This is a genomic window from Limnospira indica PCC 8005 (assembly GCF_000973065.1).
Lineage (GTDB): Bacteria > Cyanobacteriota > Cyanobacteriia > Cyanobacteriales > Microcoleaceae > Limnospira > Limnospira fusiformis.
Genome location: NZ_FO818640.1, coordinates 1,413,089 through 1,436,904, shown reverse-complemented (window position 1 = coordinate 1,436,904; position 23,816 = coordinate 1,413,089). Strand labels below are relative to the sequence as shown.

At 41.2% G+C, this 23,816-nt stretch carries 15 protein-coding genes and 1 tRNA gene; 13 read left to right on the top strand and 3 right to left on the bottom strand.

All coding sequences use genetic code 11. The annotated features are described in order from the left end of the window. The first annotated feature begins 26 nt into the window (after positions 1–26). The 9 genes from XZ46_RS06445 to XZ46_RS06405 all read left to right on the top strand — a co-directional run bounded on the left by XZ46_RS06445 (position 27) and on the right by XZ46_RS06405 (position 16,477). Positions 27–266: a hypothetical protein gene (locus XZ46_RS06445; protein ID WP_008049197.1), complete on the top strand. Its 240-nt coding sequence runs from the start codon at positions 27–29 to the stop codon at positions 264–266. Between the two features lie 117 nt (positions 267–383). Then, complete coding sequence (locus tag XZ46_RS06440; protein ID WP_008049196.1) at positions 384–2,180, top strand: tetratricopeptide repeat-containing sulfotransferase family protein; 1,797 nt, start codon at positions 384–386, stop codon at positions 2,178–2,180. Positions 2,181–2,257: 77 nt separating this feature from the next. Beyond that, positions 2,258–4,909 carry a tetratricopeptide repeat protein gene (locus XZ46_RS06435; protein WP_008049195.1) on the top strand — a complete coding sequence of 884 codons (2,652 nt, stop codon included), beginning with the start codon at positions 2,258–2,260 and terminating at the stop codon, positions 4,907–4,909. A gap of 39 nt (positions 4,910–4,948) precedes the next feature. After that, on the top strand, positions 4,949–6,763 hold the full coding sequence (locus XZ46_RS06430) for a tetratricopeptide repeat protein (RefSeq protein WP_162198555.1): 1,815 nt from the start codon (positions 4,949–4,951) through the stop codon (positions 6,761–6,763). Between the two features lie 96 nt (positions 6,764–6,859). Next, a complete protein-coding gene (locus XZ46_RS06425) occupies positions 6,860–8,890 on the top strand; it encodes a tetratricopeptide repeat protein (protein WP_008049193.1) in 2,031 nt (676 codons plus the stop codon). 16 nt (positions 8,891–8,906) lie between these two features. Further along, positions 8,907–10,733 (top strand): tetratricopeptide repeat-containing sulfotransferase family protein, encoded by a 1,827-nt coding sequence (locus XZ46_RS06420; protein WP_008049192.1) that lies wholly within the window; start codon positions 8,907–8,909, stop codon positions 10,731–10,733. Between the two features lie 107 nt (positions 10,734–10,840). Next, positions 10,841–12,985, top strand: a complete 2,145-nt coding sequence (locus tag XZ46_RS06415; RefSeq protein ID WP_048894962.1) for a tetratricopeptide repeat-containing sulfotransferase family protein — start codon at positions 10,841–10,843, stop codon at positions 12,983–12,985. Between the two features lie 62 nt (positions 12,986–13,047). Then, a complete protein-coding gene (locus tag XZ46_RS06410; RefSeq protein WP_006668129.1) occupies positions 13,048–15,153 on the top strand; it encodes a hypothetical protein in 2,106 nt (701 codons plus the stop codon). Between the two features lie 91 nt (positions 15,154–15,244). Beyond that, positions 15,245–16,477 carry a glycosyltransferase family 4 protein gene (locus XZ46_RS06405; protein WP_006668130.1) on the top strand — a complete coding sequence of 411 codons (1,233 nt, stop codon included), beginning with the start codon at positions 15,245–15,247 and terminating at the stop codon, positions 16,475–16,477. Between the two features lie 37 nt (positions 16,478–16,514). On the opposite strand, the gene XZ46_RS06400 is transcribed toward XZ46_RS06405, so the two are convergent. Then, a complete protein-coding gene (locus XZ46_RS06400) occupies positions 16,515–17,351 on the bottom strand; it encodes a RusA family crossover junction endodeoxyribonuclease (protein ID WP_008049189.1) in 837 nt (278 codons plus the stop codon). Positions 17,352–17,575: 224 nt separating this feature from the next. After that, positions 17,576–19,393 carry a mechanosensitive ion channel family protein gene (locus XZ46_RS06395; protein WP_008049188.1) on the bottom strand — a complete coding sequence of 606 codons (1,818 nt, stop codon included), beginning with the start codon at positions 19,391–19,393 and terminating at the stop codon, positions 17,576–17,578. Between the two features lie 394 nt (positions 19,394–19,787). On the opposite strand from XZ46_RS06395, the gene purB reads away from it, so the two are divergent. Continuing rightward, on the top strand, positions 19,788–21,083 hold the full coding sequence (purB, locus tag XZ46_RS06390) for an adenylosuccinate lyase (protein WP_006620952.1): 1,296 nt from the start codon (positions 19,788–19,790) through the stop codon (positions 21,081–21,083). A 118-nt stretch (positions 21,084–21,201) separates the two neighbouring features. Further along, positions 21,202–21,900, top strand: a complete 699-nt coding sequence (locus tag XZ46_RS06385; RefSeq protein WP_006668132.1) for a M15 family metallopeptidase — start codon at positions 21,202–21,204, stop codon at positions 21,898–21,900. A gap of 40 nt (positions 21,901–21,940) precedes the next feature. Here the strand turns inward: XZ46_RS06385 and XZ46_RS06380 are convergent, their stop codons facing one another. After that, complete coding sequence (locus XZ46_RS06380; RefSeq protein WP_006668133.1) at positions 21,941–22,162, bottom strand: hypothetical protein; 222 nt, start codon at positions 22,160–22,162, stop codon at positions 21,941–21,943. Between the two features lie 300 nt (positions 22,163–22,462). Here XZ46_RS06380 and XZ46_RS06370 point away from each other — a divergent pair, with 300 nt between their 5' ends. Then, positions 22,463–23,338 carry an IS630 family transposase gene (locus XZ46_RS06370; protein ID WP_048894961.1) on the top strand — a complete coding sequence of 292 codons (876 nt, stop codon included), beginning with the start codon at positions 22,463–22,465 and terminating at the stop codon, positions 23,336–23,338. A 173-nt stretch (positions 23,339–23,511) separates the two neighbouring features. Continuing rightward, a tRNA-His gene (locus tag XZ46_RS06365) sits at positions 23,512–23,584 on the top strand. Positions 23,585–23,816 lie beyond the last annotated feature (232 nt).

Here is a 23,816-nt window from a genome sequence, read left to right as displayed (position 1 = left end):
ATCGTCAAAATGGAGGAAATAATAGCATGGGCAAAAGAACATACATTAAAGACAAAAAATTGCTCAATACTACCCTGAAAAAGGATATTAAGTGGACTCCTACTAAAATCATTCTTGCGGCTTTGGGATTTCTGATTCCTTATGGGGGTTTTGTGTATTATAGTACATCAATTTCTATGATTTTTGCGGGGTTATTGATAGCTGGGCCAGTCATAGCTGGGGCTATTTATGGTTTCATATATTTTGTGAACCGGGATCTATTCTAAGTGCCTCATAATTTGGGTGTTTAGAGTTGATGGTGCTGGGTGAGGATGGCCTATACAACTAAGGCATAAAGTTGATCGAGTTTGGTTTAGCAATTAGTTATTTTTGAAAATGAGTTGATGTCTGTACCTAACCCGGAAGCAGAGGCTTTGAGTTTACACGAAAAGGCAGAAAACTATTTGGCTGAGGGAAAGCTGGAGAAGGCGATCGCTTTTTACCAAAAGGCGATCCAGCTAAACCCTCGTTTCTCCTGGTCTCACCATAAATTAGGGGATGCTTTCTCTCAACTGGAAAGGTGGGATGATGCTAGGTCGGCTTACCAAAAGGCGATCGCTGTTAATTCCGGCTTTTTTTGGTCTTATAATAATTTAGGAAATACTCTGATTAAACAGGGTGATTGGTCGGCAGCTATTGAAGTATATCAAAAAGCAATTTCTCTTGATACTAATTTTCCCTGGTGTTATTATAATTTAGGTAATGCTTACAGTTATATCGGTGAATGGGAAAAGTCTATTGATGCCTATTTAACAGCTTTTCAGCTTGATGATAATTTACCAGACCTTGATGAAAAGTTGGGTAATGCTTTGGCGGGATACTGTCAGGGAAATCTTGATAATATCATCGAACACTTAACTATTTTGCCATCCTTTCAGGATATCACAATTTATCAAAAATTAGCCGACAATTTAGCCAGCAAAGATTATTGGTTAGCAGCCATTATATTATATCACAAAGTGTTGGCTATTGAGCCCAAAAATCCAGAGATTTTACCCAAACTTAATCAGGCTTGGGAACGCCAACGGGAACTTGAACATCAGTTAAATATCCACAATCAGATTGTTAAACAGCATCCTGATAGTTATGATGCTTATTATCGCTTAGGCAATGCTTTATTTAAAGTGGGGAAATGGCATCAGGCTATTGAGGCTTATTTACGGTCTATGGAATTAAAGCCGAATTTACCTCCTTGGTTATATAAGGACTTGTGGACATTGCTTAAAGCGGAAGGACGCTTAGGGGAAGTGGTGGATTTATATCAAAAAGCCATTGTTAAAAATCCCAAATCCTGCGAATTATATATTAATTTAGGAGAAGTTTTTGCCCAACAAGGCAACCTAGAAGCAGCGATAAATTGTAACGTTCAAGCCACAGCTATTAAGTTTAACCAGGAGTTAACCAACCCTCAATTATCCCCTAAATTTATCATTATTGGCACTCAAAAAGGGGGGACTACTTCCCTATATTATTATCTGGAAAAGCATCCACAAACGGCTTTATCTGTTATCAAAGAAATTGAGTTTTGGTCTCGGAAGTTTGACCGAGGTATAGACTGGTATTTGAGCCATTTTTGTACTATACCTCAAGCCGATAGGGTGATGACTGGGGAAGCGACACCTAGTTATTTGGACTGTCAGTCTGTAGCGGAACGTCTGTTTAACTGTTATCCTGACATGAAATTAATTGTAATGCTAAGAAATCCCATAGATAGGGCGATTTCTCATTACTATCATTGGGTTAATATTGGTTGGGAATCGCGAGATTTATCAACAGCGATCGCCTCAGAAATAAACCGATTTAAACAGGGTAATCGTCAGATTTGGGACTGTCCCCATAGTTATTTGGCACGTGGTATATATGTGGAATTTTTGAAACATTGGTTATCTATCTTCCCCAAAGATAATTTTCTGATTCTCAAAAGCGAGGATTTATATAATAGTCCAGACAATACTTTAAGGAGAGTACATCAGTTTTTGGGTTTAGCCGATTATTCATTAGAAACATATCCCAAATACAACTCTCGATTTTATCCTGATGTTGCTGAACTATGGCGCTATAAGTTGGGAGAATTTTACGAACCTTACAATCAAGCATTAGAGGACTTATTAGAGGTAAAATTTGGCTGGAATAGCGGTTAATGGCTGATTTTTAATCGATGTAAATAATTGGCAAAATTAGTATATAATTAGGGTGAGTATAGGGGTGAGTGAATAATATGGAGCGTGATTTTCAACTTCCGGGGGAATTAGTGAGTCTTCATCAACAGGCGATCGCCTATTTAGAAGAAGGGAAATTTGATGAGGCGATCGCTAACTGTCAACAAGTTATCCAACAGCAGCCAGAATGGGTTATGGCTTATAAAACTTTGGGGTTGGCTTTACAAAAAAGTAACCGCCTAGAAGCCGCAGAAAACGCCTATAAAAAAGCTATCAATCTCGACCCTAATTTGGTGGCTGCTTATGGAAATCTTGGCAGTCTTTACGCGCAACAGGAAAGGTGGGAAGAAGCGGAAGTAACCTTAAAGCAAGCCATCAGTATTGACCCTAATTTTCGGGGATTATATCGCAATTTAGCCAGAGTGTTAACCAAGATAGGACGACCGGAAGAAGCTCAAAGCTATTGGCAAAAGGGACTGAAATTAGATGCAATTTTAAAACAGCGAGGACAAGAGGAATTACAGATAGGAAATACCTTAGCTGAATCCGGGAAATGGTCAGAGGCGGTGTCAGCATTTCAAAAGGCGATCGCTTACCATCCTCAGTTATTTTTAGCGCACCATAAATTGGGGTTAGGTCTGATGCAATTAAATCAGCCAGCCGAGGCGGTGTCGGCTTTTGAGAAGGCGATCGCTATCCAACCAGATTTTAGTTGGTCTCATCACCATTTAGGAGAGGCTTTTCAGGTGTTAAATAAACCGGCTTTGGCGGTAGAGGCATTTCGGAAGGCGATCGCTATCAACCCAGATTTTTGTTGGTCTTATTATCAATTAGCCAAAGCTGCCACCCAACTCCAGCAGTGGGAAGATGTAGCAGATGCTTACCAAAAAGCCATTCAATTAAAGTCAGACTTTCTGGAGTTTTATTTAGGCTTATCTAAGGCATTATTTGAGTTAAAACGCTGGCCAGATTTGGTGAAATTATACCCCTTGATTTTATCACAACAGCCTGATTTTATCAAAAACTATTATTCCCTGGCAGAAACTTTAGTTGCTCAGGAATGTTGGGATGCTGCTTTCGTTATTTACGAGGCCATCATTGAACAAAACCCAAGTTTTTTAGAATCTCCTAATAATCGAGTTAATTGGGGTAAAATTTTAGTCAGCCAAAATCGTTATGAACAGGCGATATCTCAGTATCAAATTCTGGTTACTCAAAATCCTGATTGCGAATGGTTTTATGGATTCCTAGCAGATGCTTATTATCAAAATAAAGATTGGTTAACCGCCTTAAAAAATTATCAAAAAGCGATATCTATCAATAGTAATCAGGACTGTTTTTATTGTGGCTTGGGGAATTGCTTACACAAATTGGGTAATTTTGACCAAGCAATTGAGGCTTATAGAAAAGCTATTAGCATCAAAAATTTACCTTGGTATTATGAAGCAATTATTAATGTATTTATGTCTCAAAAAAAGTGGGAAGAGGCGCTGGAATTATGTTTTAAATTACTTAAAAATGACCCAGAATATTATCAAGCCTACAATCAAATTAGGCTGAACTTACAAAACTTAGGAAGACATGAAGATGCTCAAAGATGCAAGCATTTAGAATTACCTAATGATCTGCTTTCTCAATTTTGTAATTTACCAAGTCCAGACAAGTGGTTAGTCAATAGTAGCAATTGTAGTCATGTTCAAACTATCGAGATATATCCATCTACTTCAGTTAATTTTAAACAGCCAAATACAGTTTCTAATAGTTCTTTAGATTTTAAAACTTATCGAATTCAGCAACCAGCCGGAACAGTGAAATTTTTTCCACAATCTACAGGATTAAATACTGGTTTTTTGCATACAATAATAACAGACAATAATCAAGTTCTTAAAGATTTATCTTCCGACAACTCAGGAATTGCTTTAGCTGCTCATAATTTACCAGAGACCATACACTTAAAAGGAAATATTGCTTTTGTATCTGCTTATTGTGGACAAAACTACTTTCATTGGATGGTCGAGGTAATACCTAGGTTACATCTGGTTTTAGCCAGCGGAGTACCCATTGATAAAATTGTGGTTAATAAGTTTGGTCACAAATATGAGGATGAAACTTTAGCTATGTTTGACATTCCCGAACATCAAAAAATGTTTGGCTGTTTTCGTCACATTCAAGCTGAGGTTTTGATAGTCCCATCTCGCACCTTGTCTACACCAAAATGGGCTTGTAATTTTGTCAAAGATTTAGTTTTAAAACATCCATTTATGGCAGAGGATAATCGATGCAATTACTCTAGTAAAATTTATATTAGTAGAGCTAATGCTTATATTCGCAAAGTTATCAATGAACAGGAGTTAATGGATATCCTCAAACCATTAGGTTTTCAAGTGGTCTATCTTGAAAATATGTCGGTGAAACAACAAGCATTGTGTTTACATCATGCGGAAGTGGTAATTTCTCCTCATGGTGCTGGGTTAACTAACTTAGTTTTCTGTGAGCCTGGAACTAAAGTAATTGAGTTATTTCCTCCCGCAAGCTCATTTCCCTGTTACTGGACTATGAGCGAAATTTGTCAATTAGATTATTATTACTTAGTGGGCGAATTTAATCCAGAATGCCCAAATACCATAGATGATGAGATAGATAGAAATCAAAATTTTTATATAGATATCAAGAGTTTATTAAAAACTATGGAAATTGCTGATATAATTTAATTAATTGTTTGAGTGAAAAAATTGCCGATGAGTTTATCGATGAATACCCCAAACCGTGCCGTTATATACCATAACCAAGCAATTGAAAATCTCAAAGAAGGTAAATTAGAGGAAGCGATCGCCTGCTGTAATTTCGCCTTAGAAATGCAGCCTGGTTATGCTGAAATATACATGATTTTAGGCAAAATTTATATTAAAAAGCAACTTTATAATGACGCAATTATTATCCTGAAAACTGCTATCAGACTGTCTCCCAATTTAACTGAAGCCTATTATAATTTAGGACAGGTATTTTTAACTTTGAATGATTGGAAAAATGCAGTCAATATATTTGAAAAATTGACTATAATTGATACAGCCAATAATGCCTGGAATTACTATCTATTAGGTGATGCTTTTATGGGATTACATAAATGGGAGCCGGCAGCCAATTCTTACAAAAAAGCGATTTTATTAAATAATCATAATGATTGGTTTTATCAAAAATTAGGGGATTCATTACGTCAACTCAATAGATTATCTGAAGCAATAAACGCTTATCAAAAAGCCATTGAAATCAAGCCTTGTCCTTGGTACTATGAACGCATTGGTAATATTTTGAGCAGCCAGCATAAATGGGATGAAGCTATTAGCATTTTTATTAAGTCTCTGGAAATTGACCCTGACTATTATCAGGCTTATGATAAAATAGGTATAATTTTTGAGAAATTAGGAAAGATAAATTTTTCTAAACTATGCAGGATGGGATATAAAATTCCTCCTTCGGTAATGTTTAAATATAGCAAATTACAGCGAAATTATACCATTTCTGTTGATGATAATAGATTCAAAAAAAAACTTGTATACTCATCTCAAGTAGTCAATCTTTTACAACCCAAAACAACTGATAATGAAAGTTTAAGTTATTTTGTGAATAAAAAAGTTAAATTTCCAGATGCTTTTGTTGCTCAAGTACAAAATAGTACAGCTTGGGGAAGTAGTTGCACAAGTGCAATTATTACTGAAGACCAAAAAATTATTAATGATTTATCTACCGGAACTCCTGAAATTATTTTGACTTCCAATTATTTGCCTAAACCTATAAAAGTTTCTGGTAGAATTGCCATCTTATCTGTTCAGTATACTTACAACTATTTTCATTGGATGTTTGAAATTGTGGCTAGGTTAATGCTCTTGTTAGAAGCAGGTATTACCTTTGATAATTTGGATGGTATATTTATTTCAGGACATGGAAAAAAATATGAACAAGAAACTCTTGAATTGCTAAAAATTCCTATGGATAGAGTTATTGATAATTCAATTAATTATATTAAAGCTGATTGTCTCATTGTGCCTTCTGTAAGTCCACGTCCACTGATTACCAATGGATGGTCTTGTAAGATGTTAAAAAACTTGATATTAAATTCACAAAAATTTGAGGCTTTTAGTCAATCTATACAACCAATAAGTCATATCTATATTACTCGAAATAAGTCCCAGTATAGAAAAATTTTAAACGAAGCTAAACTTATTTGTTTTTTGGAAAAATTTGGGTTTAAAGTGTTGACTTTAGAGGGTATGTCTGTCATAGAACAAGCAGCTTATTTTACAAAAGCAGAAATGGTCATATCTCCACATGGTGCCAGTTTGACAAATTTGGTTTTTTGTCTTCCCGGAACTAAAGTAATTGAAATATTTGCACCAGGTAGCATTATAGATTATTACTGGAAACTAAGTTCTATTTGTCATTTAGATTATTATTATTTAATCGCAAAAGCTCCAGAAGATCTGACCCCTACAGCAGCTCATGTACAAAATTTTAATGTTAATCTTGATTCAGTGTTGCAAACATTAAAATTAGCTGGATTTTTTTAGAAATACCACCAAAATTTAGTAAATATGGTATAATGCGTAAACAAAAATATAATAGTATGGTGTGCTTTACTGATTTTTAAATCACTAATAAATAATATGGATGTACTAGAAAATATGGAATTGTTAGCAGTTAACCCCTACCAACAAGGAATTGAATATCTCACCGAAGGTAAATTAGAGGAAGCGATCGCCTGCTGTAATTTCGCCTTGGAAAGACAACCATATTGGCCAGATGGTTATAAAACTTTGGGACTGGCTTACCAGAAGCAAGGTAACTTTGAGCAAGCCTTAATTGCCTATACAAACGCATTAGAAATTAAACCAGATTTTGCTGAAGTTTACGGCAATTTGGGAAGTCTGTATGCCGAACATAAATTGTGGCAAGATGCAGTGCAAGCCTATGATGTCGCTTTGCGTCTTAATCCTGATTTGGTGGGGTTATATCGTAACCTGGCTCAATTATTAATTATGTTTGGAAAATATGAAGATGCTATCAGTTATTGTCAGCAAGCGATCGCTAAACAACCCGACTCATTTAAAGCCTATTATTTATTGGGAAATGCACTGAGTGGCTTAGAAAAATGGTCAGCAGCAGAAACGGCTTATCAGCGTGGTGCTGAACTTAATCCTCAATGCGATCGCATTCATGTAGACCTAGGGAATATGTTGGCTCAACAGGGAAATTGGCAACCCGCGATCACCGCCTATCAAACAGCTATTAAAATTAACCCCAAAAATGAACTCGCTTATCATAAATTAGGAAATTCTTGGTTTCGCTTACAGGAACCAGAAAAAGCGATTTCTGTTTATAAAAAAGCCATGGAAATTAACCCACTAACTCCTTGGTCTCATCTCCCATTAGGGCGATCTTTGTTAGAGGTTGGTAAAGTTCAAGAAGCGATCGCTATTTGTTTTCGAGCAGTTGAATTAAACCCAAACTCCTACTGGGCTCATGAAAATTTGGGGGATGCTTTAAGCAGAAACCGACGTTTTTCGGAAGCCATTCCTATATATTTACAAGCCTTACAAAAAGTTCCTGAAGACAAGCCGGGAGTTAGTAATAGTTTATATCGTCAATTGGGTTATGCGATCCGGGAACAGAGTCAAGCAGACGTAGATCAGGCTAGTCAGTGGTTATCGGAAATGATTAATCATCCACCGGATCACAATTGGCAAAATTTAGGTTTGAGCCAACCAAACCCGGAACCCTATTTACAATTAGGAGAAATGTTAGCTAAAAATTATCAGTTTGAAGGAGCGATCGCCTTTCATAAACTCGCCTGTGAATGTCAACCAAAGAACGCTGAAATCCTGGAAAAATATCAGAATATTTGTCAACAATACCAGGAGTTTGAGGAAAAAATTAGCACCCTACAACTTGCCACCCAGAAAGACTCTACCTCCCCTAAACCTTATACAGAACTGGGTAATTTATTATCTGAACATAACCGCCTAGATGAAGCTGCTAGTTATCACCGCACCGCCTTAAAACTGCGGGGATGGGATGTTAGCGAACAACGTAATTATCGATTTACCCGAGACTGGTTTAGTAGTAATATCCCCACCTGGGAAAACAATTTACATCATCTGGCGGGTATTCCCGACTTTCAAGCCTTAGAAGTTGGCAGTTTTCAGGGGATGTCAGCCTGTTGGCTGCTTGATTATATCCTGACTCATCCGACTGCAAAAATTACTTGTATTGACCCATATTTTCAACCGGAATTTAATAGCAATATTGCTCAAACTAATGCAGGCGATCGCGTGATTAAAATAGTCGGATATTCTCAAAATATTCTGAATTCTCTGGCGGCTGATTACTATGACCTAATTTATATTGATGGTTGTCATTTGGCGACGGTAGCCTTCCGAGATGCTTTGCTCTCATGGCGACTTTTAAAGGTGGGAGGAATGGCTATTTTTGATGATTATAATGTTTCCGAAGAAGATAACGATGAGCAAGAAGCTAAACGGGGAATTAATCTATTTTTAGAAAAGGTGAAAGATTGGGTGGATATTATAGATGAGGGGTATCAATTATTTTTAGTGAAAACCGGAGATGGTTTCCAGCCAGGTGAATTAGAAATGTTGTTATCAGAAATTTCCGGACCCAATCAAGCCTACTATTAATCTCACTGAATTATTTATGGTATCTCTACCTCCGAAATTGTTAGCATTACAACTTCACCAGCAAGCTATTATGTACATTAATAATCGCGACTGGGAGGCGGCGATAAGAGCTTGTGAAGAAGCCTTACAACTCTACCCTGATTTAGCGATCGCCTATAAAACTTTGGGGATAGCTTGGCAATGCCAAGGTCAATTATCCGAGGCAGAAAAATCCTATAAAAAAGCATTAACAATTAACCCTAATTTTGCGGAAGTTTACTCAAATTTAGGTAGTTTATATGCCAAGCAAAGCCGGTGGAAACCTGCTATTACAGCCTATAAAAAAGCATTAAAAATTAACCCTAATTTAGCCGGAGCTTATCGAAATTTGGCGAAGGTATGGACTGAGTTAGAGGATACCGATAATTTTATTAAATGTCAATATAAAGCTCTGAAATTAGAACCAGAGAAAGGGAGTGCAGATGATTATATAAAGTTAGGAAATATGCTGCTCAAGTGCCGCGAATTCACTAAGGCGATCGCCTGTTATCGGCAAGCCATTAAATTATATCCTGATACCTCTGAAGCCTATCATAACTTAGGGGAAGTTTTGAAGGCATTAAAAAGACCGAAACAGGCAATTTTGTCTTATCAAAAAGCTCTGAAAGTTAATCCCCAGTCTACCATGACCTATCGTAGCTTAGAAAAAATCTTAATTGAGCATCACCAATGGGACGAACTCATTAAAGTTTATTCTCAACATTTAACCGTAGATTATAATTGCTTTGAAACCTATCGTAGTTTGGGTCAAATTTTGCGGCAACAAGGTCAAATTCAAGATGCTATGAATGCCTTTCTTAAAGCCATTGAAATTAAACCTGATTTTTCTTGGTCTTATTGGCACTTATGGAATATTTTGGCTGAATATGAACAGCTAGACCAAGCTAGGGAAATTTTAGTAGCAGCCATTGACCGTTTTTATGATTCTGAACAAGTTAAATTGAATTTGGGGGAACTTCTCAGCCATCAAAACAAGTTCCCGGAGGCTATGGTAGCATATCGGGATGCTGCTGCTCAAAAAATGCGGCGATCGCATCCTGAAATTATGGCGAAATCTGGAGATAAATCGTCTCCTATCCCACCTAATTTTATCATTATTGGCGCTCAAAAAGGTGGCACTACATCTCTGTATCGTTATTTAGAAGAACATCCTCAAATTGTAGGTTGTATCAAAAAAGAAACTCATTTTTGGGATAAGCATTTCGACAGAGGTTTAGATTGGTACTTATCCCACTTTCCTCCCAGTCTTGTCGAGCCTAATATTATCACTGGGGAAGCCACGCCAAATTATTTGGAATCCGCCAAAGTTCCTGAGCGTATATTTGAGGTATTTCCTGATATCAAATTAATTTTCTTACTGCGTAATCCCATCACGCGAGCCATATCTCAATATCACCATTGGGTAAGATTAATGCGCGAATATAGACCCTTAGAAATAGTGATGAAATCGGAGTTAAACCTAATTACAAGTAATTTAGAATCGGAGAGGAAACTAAGTCAATATCCCGGATATCTCTGGCGAGGATTATATCTACCATTTCTGGAAAAATGGATGTCGATTTTTCCCAGGGAACAGTTTTTAATTATCCGCAGTGAAGATTTTTATCAAAATCCGTCCCAAGTTTTTAATCGGGTTTTGGATTTTTTGGGATTACCTAGCTATGAACTATCTAACTATTGTTCCTATAACTCAGGACGTTATCCCCAAATCGAACCTTCAGTTTATAGTCAACTCCGAGATTACTTTTATCCTCATAATCAAAGATTACAGGATTTTTTAAATTTAGAGTTTGATTGGGATTAAATTAATGATGGACAATGATTGACATTTGGCAATTTTTGTGCTATATATATTAGCCATCAGTGGATGTTTTCAGCATCCTAGAAGTTTGAAAAAGATTTAAATTGATAATGCCATCCTCCGAAGAAATACTAGCATTACAGCTATATCAGCAGGCTAACACATATCTAGCCCAACAGCAATTTTCTGAGGCAATCGCTTCCTGTAAAACTGCCTTAGAATATCATCCTAACTTGGCTCCAGCATACAAAATTATCGGCACTGTTGAACAGCTACAAGGGGAGTTTGATCAGGCGGAAGCATCCTATAAAAAAGCCTTAGAAATTGAGCCAAATTTTGCCGAAGTTTACGCGAATCTTGGCAGCCTTTTTGCTCAAAAAAATGATTGGCAATCTGCGATTAACTGCTATGAAAAGGCTATCGAAATTAAACCGGATTTTGGCGGTGTTTATCGCAACTTAGCCAAAGTATTTGGGCAAATTAATCAGCAGGATAAAGCCAACTACTGTTGGTTAAAAGCTATCAATATTGAACCACAAAATGTTAACCTTCCTGAATATCTGGAGGTTGCCAAAGCACTGGATAATCAGGGAAAATTTCCCCAAGCGATCGCCATTTATGCTAAGGCGATGGCAATTTATCCAAACGTGGCAGAAATTTCCTATAATTTAGGGGAAACTTTCGTCAATTGTGAACAATGGGAATCAGCGATAAACGCCTATAAACAGGCTCTGGAAATTGACCCAGATTTGTATTATGTCTATAGTCGTTTGGGGGATGTTTTCACAGAACAGAAAAATTACCAGGATGCGATCGCCGCCTATCAAGAATGCCTTAAACTGAAGCCAGACATAGATTGGACACATTTTAAGCTGGGGGAAATCTGCCAAAAACAAGGAGATATAAAACAAGCGATCGCCGCCTATCAAAAAGGCATAACCATCCAACCCAAATTAACATGGCCTTACTTAAAACTCTTAGAACTTTTGAACCACCTCGAATCATGGCAGGAAATTTTTAGTAACTATAAAGAACTCCTAAATAATCATCCAGATAACTCCGCGATAATTTACCAAAAACTAGCCGAGGTAGCCGTAAGATTCAATAAATGGAATCAGGCGATTAAAAATTACCAAAAAGCCCTAGAAATCGACCCAGAATGCTTTGATGCTTGTCTGCAATTAGCCCAGATATTTCTGCGCCAAGGAAAACCAATTAAGGCTATAGAAGCCTATATCAAAGCCGTAAATATTCGGCCTCATTTTTATTGGTCATATTGGAATCTGTGGAATTTATTATCCGAACACAATCAACTTGATGTCGTCATTGAAATCTATCGCCAGAAACTCCAAGACTTTGCCGATTTTCATGTAGTTTCTATGAACCTGGGAGAGGCTTTAAGTCGTCAAGGAAATATCCAAGAAGCCATCACCCATTATCGAAATGCCAGCCACAAAAAACTGTTAAAAAATCGCCCAGAAATTGCTAGTCAATATTGGGATGATCACCATCCCATGCACCCGAATTTTTTAATTATTGGCACTCAAAAAGGCGGCACTACTTCCCTGTACAACTATTTAAGTAAACATCCGCAAGTATTACCCTGCATCAAAAAAGAAGTTTACTTTTGGACTATGCTATTTTATCGAGGTTTAGACTGGTATCTTTCCCATTTTCCCCACCTAGCGACCTCAGCCGAATTTATCACGGGAGAAGCCACCCCTCACTATTTAGAAACCCCAGAAGTTCCCCGCCGCGTCTGGGAAGTATTTCCGCGCATGAAACTGATTGTATTATTGAGAAATCCGATAATCAGGAGTTTTTCACATTATTATCATTGGCAGAGATTAATGTGGGAAAAGAGGTCTTGGCAAGAGGCTTTTACCACGGAATTAGAAATCATGTCTAACCTGGACAATATCAAATTTAATTCTCCCAGCCTACAAGAGGAAAAGCAATACCTAGCCAGAGGCATATATATCGATTTTCTGGAAAATTGGATGTCAGTATTTCCCCGGGAGCAGTTTTTGATTATTCGTAGCGAAGACTTTTACGAACATCCCCAAGCCATTTTAAATCAGGTCTTAGAATTTTTGGAACTCTCCCCCCACCAACTCCATAAATATCACCCCTTCAACGCTGGAGAATATGAAGTCGATCGCCAAGATCCAGTTTTCCAGCAAATCCGGGAATTCTTCCAACCCCATAATCAGAAACTAGAGGAATTTTTAGGACGACAATTAAATTGGCATTGATAACCGTCCGAAAGCGCTATCCTTGAGGATAATATCAGCCCTATCCCAATTTCCTAAGCATAATGCGGTTGCAGCGCCAGTTTAATGGAAAAATCATCACCCTCGACACCAGAAACCCCATTGGGAGTGGTGGTGAGGGTCGCATCTACGTTGTTGCCAACGACCCCACCCTAGTAGCCAAAATCTACCATAACCCGACGGACGAAGACGCAGACAAACTAACCCTAATGTACAACGCCCCCCCTGCCAATTTAGACGTAATGCCGGGGATGACCTTAATCGCTTGGCCGATCGACCTGTTGCGGACTGTCGATAACCGCCCCCACATTGTTGGGTATCTAATGCCGCGAGTCACGGCGGCTGCACCCATCCACACATTTTACACCCCCAAAACCCGCCGGGAACAGAAACCCCTATTTAACTATCTCTACCTACACCGTACTGCGCGCAACCTAGCTGCCGCTTTTAACGACATTCACAGCGGAGGCTATGTAGTAGGAGATGTCAACGAATCCAATATTTTAGTCAGCGATACCGCCATTGTCACCCTAGTAGATACAGACTCCTTCCAAGTGCGCGACCCCTATACTGACCTGACGTTTCGCTGTCCGGTAGGAAAAGCGGAATTTACGCCGCCAGAATTGCAAAATCAGACTTTCCGAGATATCGATCGCACAGCAGAACACGATCGCTTTGGTTTAGCAGTGCTGATATTTCAACTACTAATGGAAGGAACACACCCCTTTTCTGGGGTATATCAAGGCAGTGGCGACCCCCCAGCCATAGAAGCGCGGATCAAAGCCGGTCATTTCGTCTATGGGAAAAAACCAGTCCCCTACCAACCGATGCCCTTAGCCCCCTCCTTCAAAACCCTTCACCCCAGCCTACAGGAACTATTTATCCGCTGTTTTGAAGACGGCCACAACTACCCCGAAAAACGCCCCCCAGCCATAGCTTGGACACAGGCGCTCAAGCAAGCAGAATCCGACCTAACCACCTGTACTAAGAATCGACAACACCGATACAGTAACCATCTCAAATCCTGTCCTTGGTGCGATCGCACCCGCCAACTAGGAGGACGCGATCCCTTTCCGTCCCGAGAGGCTGTGCGTTCCGGTCAACACCTAGAACCACTAAAAATCAAAAAGCGCCATCGTCTCACCCTCAACCCTAGAGTTACCCGTCCCCAACAACCATCGCGAGTCATCACCCCCACCACCAAAAGCCCCAGACGGGTCCTCAAACGTCCCCAACCTCCCGCCATTATCAGATCACCGCGCACATGGTTAGCAATTTGGCATATTACCGAAGGCGCAATAGTTGGGGGTGTTTGGGGAGTTACCTGTTTATCAGCGATCGTCGCCATAATTTTCGCCCTCTTTGGACCCACCAGCGGCATACTCGGAGCCATGATCGTCGGTAGCATTTGGGGCTGTTTTTTCGGTGCCACCGCCGGGTTATTCATACCCGAACCCATTACCGGACCTAGCAAAATCCCCGTCATCATTGGTGGTCTATGTGGAACCTTCATCGCCGCCGCCATAGCTGGAGTCGTTTTCGGCGCTTTAGAACAAGATGCCCTCATTGGTCAGGCGATTATGTGGGGCGCGTTTATGGGTATGGTGTGGGGTACCATCTGGAACCTCTTTAAACCCCCTCTATCGGTTCCCAAGGGCCGTGTACACGGTAAAAATGGCATGATTCTAGGTGCTATATGGGGAGCCTTTTTGGGTACAGCCATCGGTAGTCTTTTAGGAGCGATCGCCGTCCTCGCCATGGAATTAGACCAGCCTGGTAACTCCACCCCAGAGATCATCTCTCGCATTTGTGTCACAGCCATTGTCGCCGCCGGATTGGGTGCGTTGGGGGGGATTCTATCTGGTGCTACCTTTGGCACCATTGGCGGCGCACCACCCCTCCCCACTGCTATACGACTAGCCGGACGACGGGGAGCGTGGGTGGGTATGGTTTGGGGTAATTTCCTGGGAGTTATTACCGGCGCTTTTTTAGGAGCGATCGCATCTACCCTATTTCCTCAATTGCTGCAAACCAGCCCCCCAGACAACAGCATCCCCCTATTGTTAGGAGCCATTATCGTTTCCGCAGGGATTGGTTCAGCCTGGGGCATATTTTCCGGCATGATTTGGGGAGGACTCGGTAAATTTTGATCTGCGATTTTCCCCGGGAAGGATGCCAACGGTTATAACTCCATGATAAAGTCATCCGAAAAGACCATCACCCTTATACAAACATATCTGAATGCACATTGCTTGGCTTGGAAAAAAATCACCATTTTGCGGTAACGTTACCTACTCTCGGGAAGTAACCAATATGCTGCTTGACCGGGGATATCAGGTTAGCTTTATCCATTTTGCCCAAGAAACCACCCACCCCGAACGTCGAGAACAGTGGCCCCCAGAAAATGGACACTGGAAAATTACAGCCCAAGATTTCCAGTTTAGTAGCGATTCTCTCGGTGACACTCAGAGAACCAAAGAAGTGCCACTTCCCTGTCTCTATAAGTCTCAGATCTACACCATCCCTACCCTCAAATCTAGTAAGGTACTGATGCGGTCTCTGCAAGCATTAAAGCCTGATCTGGTTCATGCCTCCTTAACCCTGTCTCCCCTTGATTTCCTCCTCCCAGAAATTTGCGAAGAATTAAACTTACCCTTAGTAGCCACCTTTCACCCCCCTTTCGATCGCAAACTCCGCAACCTGACTTCTGGGACTCAGCATCTGATGTACCAGATTTATGCTCCCTTCCTGGCTAATTATCACCGGGTAATTGTCTTTTCTCAAATTCAGAAAGATTTACTGGTTAAACTCGGAGTCGCTGAACACAAAGTAGCCATTATTCCTAATGGCGTGGATGTCCAAAAATATTCTCCCGGAACCTCTCGCCTCAAATCTCAACTTCAAAGCGATCGGATTTTCGTCTATCAAGGACGCATCGCCACCGAAAAAAATGTCGAAGCCATGTTAAAAGGCTGGAAAAAAGCCCGCATGGGTGAAAACTGCCGCCTATTATTAGTAGGAGATGGACCCTTAGCCCCTTATCTGCAAGGCTTGTATGGCTTAGAAGACGGCATAATTTGGGCAGGTTTTATCGGCGATGAAGATAAGCGCATCGAAATTTTACGCGGCTCCGATGTGTTTATTTTACCCTCCTTAGTCGAAGGACTATCCTTATCTCTACTGGAAGCTATGGCCTGTGGTGTCGCCTGCATAGCCACCGATGCTGGTGCTGATGGTGAAGTCTTAGAAAATGGCGCGGGTGTCGTCTTAAAAACCCAAGGCGTTAGCAGTCAACTACAAACCTTATTACCTGTGTTTAGAGACCACCCTGAAATGGCAACTGTTTTAGGTAAAAAAGCCCGAAATAGAGTCCTAGAAAAATATACTTTAGATGAGAATATCACCCATATAGAAAGGTTATATATTGACGTAGTACAAGATGCTAAAATAGCGGTTAAACTGCATTTAAATTAGTCAAAAGTTATCTATATAATTAACCGCTAATTAACTGTTAATAACTAAGAGGTTCAATGTCTATCCATACTCCAGTTTTAGGGATATCTGGAAAAAACTCTACCCTCAGTTTAGGTAAACAACTCAAGCGGTCATCCATCAAAACCCCCGCCCCTTGCAACGTCAAAGCATCTAAACAAGCACCAGCCAAATTATCAATATCAGAATTGGTCCGATGATTACCAAACAAACGGATAGTCACCGCCGCCCGTCTGAGGGGAAATTTATTTGTTAAATTCCGTTCTGATATCTGGCGATACAATTCAACTTCCGCCCGGTTCCGCCACTCCCGATATCGAGGAGGTAAATAAGTCCCATTACTGGTAACCCGGGGACGCGCCTTCGGAACTACAGCACCCTCAATTACAAAGCTAATCAATTCCGTCTTGGGCGGTATTTCCTCCTCTGGGGGAACCGGGGTAAATTCTACATCAATAGGGGTATCATAGTCCTTGACCTCCTCTATGGGGGGTTCTACTTCCTCTATGGGGGGTTCTACTTCCTTCTGGGCTTCTGATTCCAAAGGTTTGGGTTGTGGTGCATATTCCCCAATACAAGCCGCCTCGATGCCTATTTCCACCCCCAGAAATCCTGGCCAAGTGCGAGCAATCTGCATATAAGTGTCAGCACTTTGGGCAGAAATATCAATCGACTCTAGCCAACCTTCCCAGTCAGTCGAGGTCAATTTGGTTTGTGCTTGTAGCAATAAAACTCCCGCATGGTAAGCCGGAACTAACGCCGTCTGGGGACTTCCTAGACACCGCTGATGTTCGTAGCTAATGGCACGCGCCAGATTTTCTAATTCAGAAATTTTCGGTTTCAGTTCAGTTAACACAATAATCTCAAGTCCACCTCATTAGTTATCAATTTTCCTCTACTAGGGGGTTCTCAGTACCCCATACCCAGGTCAGTATCAGTAGTTTAACGGATTCACGCTACAGCTACCACGCCGAGCATTTCCTACCCCATATAAATAACAGGCTGTTTGGGAACTGTTAGTTCTAATCTAGCCTCCTGCATCTTACTTCAGCAGGATAATTGGCGGTCAAATTGTCGGTGTCAATTGACAGAAGAGGAAAACTCACCGCCATGATTACCATTTTGGTCTAATAAATGATGATAGCCTTGATGCCACAAAGTTTGCTGAGGAATGCCAATTTTAATCCCTTCACGGTCGAAGGCTTCTTTGACCCGACACCGAAACTCTCGACCGACTTCCCACTGTTTCACAGGTTGAGTAGTAATCCAAATGCGGACCAACATTCCCCGATGACTCACGGCATCAACCCCCAAAACTTGGGGTAATTCTAAAATCAAATTCCGCCAATGGGGTTCCTGTAGCATTTCTTCTCCGACTTGTTTCATAACCTCCATGGCTTTGCGGATATCGGAATCATAGGCTACCTCAATAGTAAAATTAACTCGCGACCAATTTTTGGTCATATTTTCTACAATGGAAATACTGCCATTAGGAATGGTGATTAAATTGCCATCAAGATTGCGAATTTGGGTGATATAAAGATTTATATACTCGACCAAACCACTTTTATCTTCTACGGCAATTACATCACCGACGGCATATTGGTCACTCCACAAAATTAAACAGCCATTTAAGACATCTTTAATGGTACTCTGAAAGATGTAAGTTAAGGCAAAACCAATGACACCGACCCCGGTTAATATTTCATTCATCTGAATATTAAAAACTGAACTGAGAATGGTATTAAGGGTCAACAAAATGCCAACAAAGTAACTGGTAAATGATGCCAAACCTTTCAGGGCTGCCATATATGTGATTTGTCGTGACAGAAATCTTTGCTGCGAATTGGGATATTTAAACAGAGATTGGTTAACCCATTCTTGCAAGGAATATTCAATAGACAAATGGCTGATTTTAATGGAGGCAATGACAATGAGATAATAAACCAATAAAGAGAGGGGAACTCCCCCTAGGGCTACACCTATGGCGCGGGTGGCTGGATAGTAATATAAAAGATAGGCTAATCCCCCTAACCAAATAAAAATTTGTCCCCACTGAGTTACCTGCCGGAGGAATTGAATAACTTGCTTTTTTTGATTAGGAGAAAGATTGGGTAAACGACTCCAAATCTGATTAAATCCAAATTTAAACCGGGATTTAGGTATGATTTTAGGGTCAGAGTTGGGGTCAGCTTCAATAATATCTGTGGCGGTTTGAGATAAATTTTGGATGCGTTGATTTTCTCGGTCAATGATTTTCTGGACTTGCCATAATATCCAGCTACTCAGGATGATTATCCCCAAAAATAGGAGGGTAAAGGGAAGTTTGCGATTCCAGAAATACTGTTGAAAGGCGCGGCGTTCTGAGATGGAACGGTACAATTCTTGATAGATGGTATCTCGCCACTGTTTAGCGATCGCTTTTTTAGATTGTCCTTGATGAAGGGAGTCAAAATCAGTAATTGTGATGATCACCTGATCCTGTATTTGCGGTTGTTCAGGAGCATACACGACAGTTTCATCATTGCGGATACCCACTTCAATTCGGAGGGTGTCGGGATTTTCTACCGCCGCCACAATGGACATCAAAATTTTTTCAATGCGTTGAACTCTCTGCTGAACGTCAAAATCTTGAGGATGATCTGGGGAGATAGTCGGTTGAGAAGTGACTTCAAGGATGCTGCGATTATCGAGTCTAACCGGGGCACAAAATAAGTTAGCACAGGCTCTAGCTCGAATCCGAGGGTTACTGACTCTCGTGATATCCTGAAATGTGGGAAGGGGTGGCAATTGTGCGATCGCTGCAGTTCCCCAAGGGGCGAACATCCCCACGGCTAATAAACCGATCGCAAAACATTTAATTACTCGATGAAACCTATAAAATTTTCCTTTCATCATATAGCCGATAGCACCTCAAGAGAGTCAGGACAAGACAAAACTCTGATATTATAGCGCTTGCTAATTTTATGTTAAGCCCCTAAGCTGACAACAGGCTGAAAGGAATATCTCAAAAGGCATAGCTGATTAGTGGTCCTGGGGGTGGGCTGGCTGGTGATCTGGGGGTCTCCCAAATGCACCCATGATACATCCCCAGATTGATCGGTGTTGACAGACCGGGAATCTAGTAATCTTAGGCACGGTGGTATGTCAAAATGAAATATTGGTCGAGGAGCTGTGATTTTGCGATCGTCGGGTGTTCAAACTTCCCGATTAAGCCAAAACCTGCTAAACCCTAGCCAGTAGAGAATTTTAGACACTAGCCTTAAAAATCAACAGAGTTCTGACAATCCCAATGATTGAACGCTATACCTTACCCGAAATGGGTTCGCTGTGGACAGACAACTATAAGCTAAAAACGTGGCTACAGGTGGAAATTGCCGCCTGTGAAGCCCAAGCCGAACTCGGCTATATTCCAGAGTCAGCCGTGGAGGAAATTCAAGCCAAAGCCAATTTTGACCTAGCGCGCGTCCTAGAAATTGAAGCCCAAGTGCGCCATGATGTGATTGCCTTTCTTACCAATGTTAACGAATATGTTGGGGATGCTGGACGCTACATTCACCTAGGGTTAACCAGTTCCGACGTTTTAGACACAGCCCTAGCTTTGCAACTGGTAGCTAGTACGGATTTACTTCTCGAACAGGTAGAGACCCTAGCCCAAGCCATTCGCTATCAGGCGCAACAGCATCGAAATACCGTGATGATTGGTCGATCGCATGGTATTCACGCCGAACCCATCACCTTTGGCTTTAAACTAGCCGGATGGTTAGCCGAAGTCTGTCGCAACCGGGAACGTCTGGTACGTCTGCGACAACAAATCGCTGTAGGTAAGATTTCCGGGGCGGTGGGAACCTATGCTAATGTTGATCCGAGGGTAGAGGCGATCGCCTGTCAAAAACTGGGACTGCAACCCGACACCGCCTCAACTCAGGTAATTTCCCGAGATATTCATGCTGAATATGTGCAAACCCTCGCCTTGCTGGCTGCTTCCATTGAGAGATTTGCCGTAGAAATCCGCAATCTGCAACGTACAGACGTTTTAGAAGTAGAGGAATTTTTCGCACGGGGTCAAAAAGGCTCATCTGCTATGCCTCACAAACGCAACCCTATCCGTAGCGAACGCCTCACCGGACTAGCCCGCATTGTGCGTGGTCATGCGATCGCCGCCTTAGAAAATGTAGCCCTATGGCATGAACGGGATATTTCCCATAGTTCTGTCGAACGCATGATTTTACCCGATGCTTCCATTATTACCCATTTCATGTTAGTAGAAATCACAGATTTGGTGAAAAATCTTCTGGTTTATCCTGACAACATGAAGCGGAATATGAACCTCTATGGTGGCGTAGTCTTCAGCCAGCGCGTCTTACTTACCCTAGTGGAAAAAGGCATGAGTCGGGAGGACGCTTATCGCATTGTTCAATCCTGCGCTCATCAGGCTTGGAATACTCCCGACGGGGATTTTCATCAATTAATTACCCAAGACTCTGCTATCCAGTCTTACCTATCCCCAGATGAAATTGAATCCTGTTTTCAGGCTGAACATCACCTTAAACATTTAGATGACATCTATCAAAGATTAAGCATCTAAATCCTCTGGCTCAGGGAATTTACTCTCAGTATCAATAGTCAATACTTAGTTAATAATTCCCTGCCGATGAAATTTATCTAAATTGAACTGCCAAAAATCTTGACAATAAAGAGGTAATATGCTAAGAAAAACTGCGTTAGTTATCATTACATTTGTTCTGGTATTTTGGTCATGTAACTTGTGGGCAGAACCAGCTTACAGCCTGCCTTTAATCGCTCAAACACCTCCCCCTAACCTCATTACAGATTATAGCCAAGTTTCAGCAGCTAATCGACTGGTAGATATTCAATCTGTCAATCGCAATATTCGCTTAGATATTCGCTATGCAACCCCCAATAATTTTGTCAACCGAACCCTTTACCCTGTGTCTCGATGCCTACTCCGTCGTCCCTTCGCCCAGAGACTTTCCGATGTACAAAAAGACCTAGAAACCATGGGATTAGGGTTAATGGTTTATGATTGTTATCGCCCTTGGTCTGTGACTTGGCAAATGTGGCAAATTCTCCCAGATTCCCGTTATGTAGGTAATCCGGCGCGGGGTTCCCGTCACAATCGCGGCGCGGCGGTTGATTTGACTCTAGTAGATTTGAGAACTGGTCAACCTCTGGAAATGCCTACAGATTACGATGATTTTACCGAGAAAGCCTGGAGAGATTACACAGGCAATGAACCCCAAGTCCGTCGCAATAGCAACTTATTAGAGTTGAAAATGAAACAATATGGCTTTGAACCCTTAATGACTGAATGGTGGCATTTTGATGCTCAAGGCTGGGAAAGGTATGGTTTACTTAATGTCAGTCTTGACCGAGTACCTTAAAAGTAAAAATACCCCTGATAGTTCAGGGGTATTTTGTCCATTACCGGGAAGTGAGACTATCAGGAATGTGGAGTTTATATAGTTTTAATAGACCCAAAACAATTAAGATTTGTAGGCTCCAGTGTGCAAAGGCGAAACCCCATATAAAACAAACAATTCCGGTTAATCCTGCCAAAACAAAGGGAATATCTTCGGATGTTTGCATATACACCAAAAGAGAGCCAAATGTTAATATAAGTAGTGCTAGATACACTGATGGCATAATTTCTACCTCCAGGGGGATGCAGGGTTTGGGCTACAACATCAAGCCTAATGGGAAAATATGAAGATCCCGTGAATAACGCCAAACTCTTTACAGAGCTTTACCTGGCTGCGATGGTAGAGTTCCCTAGCATCGGGTCAGCGACCGGACTATTTCTATTCTACATTCAAACTTTCAACAGTAAAAAGCCCCGCTTGACCAACAAATCAGCGGGGCTTTTTCCCAATAACACATCTATAGCACAAGACAGGAAAGTTAGGACGTATAATGGAGAGGACGAGATGACTAAGAAGACCAAAAATGCCAGCCCCCTATAGTTACGACCTCAGACAAAAAGTTATTGATGCAATTGAACTAGACGGTATGCCCAAAACAGAAGCCAGTCAAGTTTTCCATGTCAGCCGGAACACCATTAATCTCTGGCTGCAAAGAAAAGCACAGACCGGAGACTTCCTCCCTAAACCTCATCACCGACCTGGCAATAACCACAAAATTACCGACTGGCAGAAATTCAAGGCTTTTGCCCAAGAGCATGGCCACAAAACCTCCGCTCAAATGGCTGAACTTTGGGATGACGACATCTCTCCTCGCACCATATCCAGAGCCTTGAAGAAAATTGGCTTCACCAGAAAAAAAACTTACGGCTACCAAGAACGTTGGAAGCAACAGCGAGAGGAGTTTATGGCTCAGATTGAACAGATGGAGCCACAAGAAGTGGTCTACCTCGATGAAGCCGCCATGAATAGTCAGGACTCGGATTACCCTTATGGTTACTGCGAGGAAGGAAAACGCTTCCATGCACTCAAATCAGGGAAGAGGCAGGGCAGGGTAAGTATGATAGCCGCATGGTGTCATCAACAACTCTTAGCTCCCTTTAGCTTTGAGGGTTGTTGTAATCGGACAGTGTTTGAGTTGTGGTTGGAGTTCATCTTAATTCCAACATTGAAGCCAGGTCAGACTCTAGTATTGGACAATGCAACGTTTCATAAAGGGGGGCGGATTGCTGAACTGGTGGAGGCAGCTCAATGCCGTTTACTCTATCTTCCGCCTTGTTCGCCAGAGCTCAACAAGATAGAGAAATGTTGGTCGTGGTTGAAAGCCCGCATTCGCCATTGTATTGAGCAGTTTGATTCTCTCCATGATGCCATGGATTCTGTTCTCAATGCTGCGTCCTAACCGTATTGACTAGTGCTATATCTGATGGGTTAACTCATCTGTCCATTAGGGACTCGATACCTGCTCATGATTGGGTTAACCCGGCTTTTCCCTGTCTCCGCTAGCCGAAAAAAAAATTTCGCTCAGGTTATTGCTTTTTATTTGATGTCTGTGCTACGATTACTAATCGTATGGCGGGCGTAGCCAAGTGGTTAAGGCAGAGGATTGTGGTTCCTCCACTCGTGGGTTCGAATCCCATCGTTCGCCCTGAAGTCTATCACCTTATCCTAGCTGCAATAGCGGGATTTACTTAACCCGATAGTCGTACCGTTACACTTAATATGCACTCCATTCAGTCTTAGCACACGGGACGATTAGTGCATATCCCTTAGCAACAAAACTTAATTATTGACGGGTTAATCAATAAGCACAACTTAATCAATCTGTCAAATATCCATTCCTCCCCCCAGCAATTCTCATTTTAGAAAAAAGCGACTCA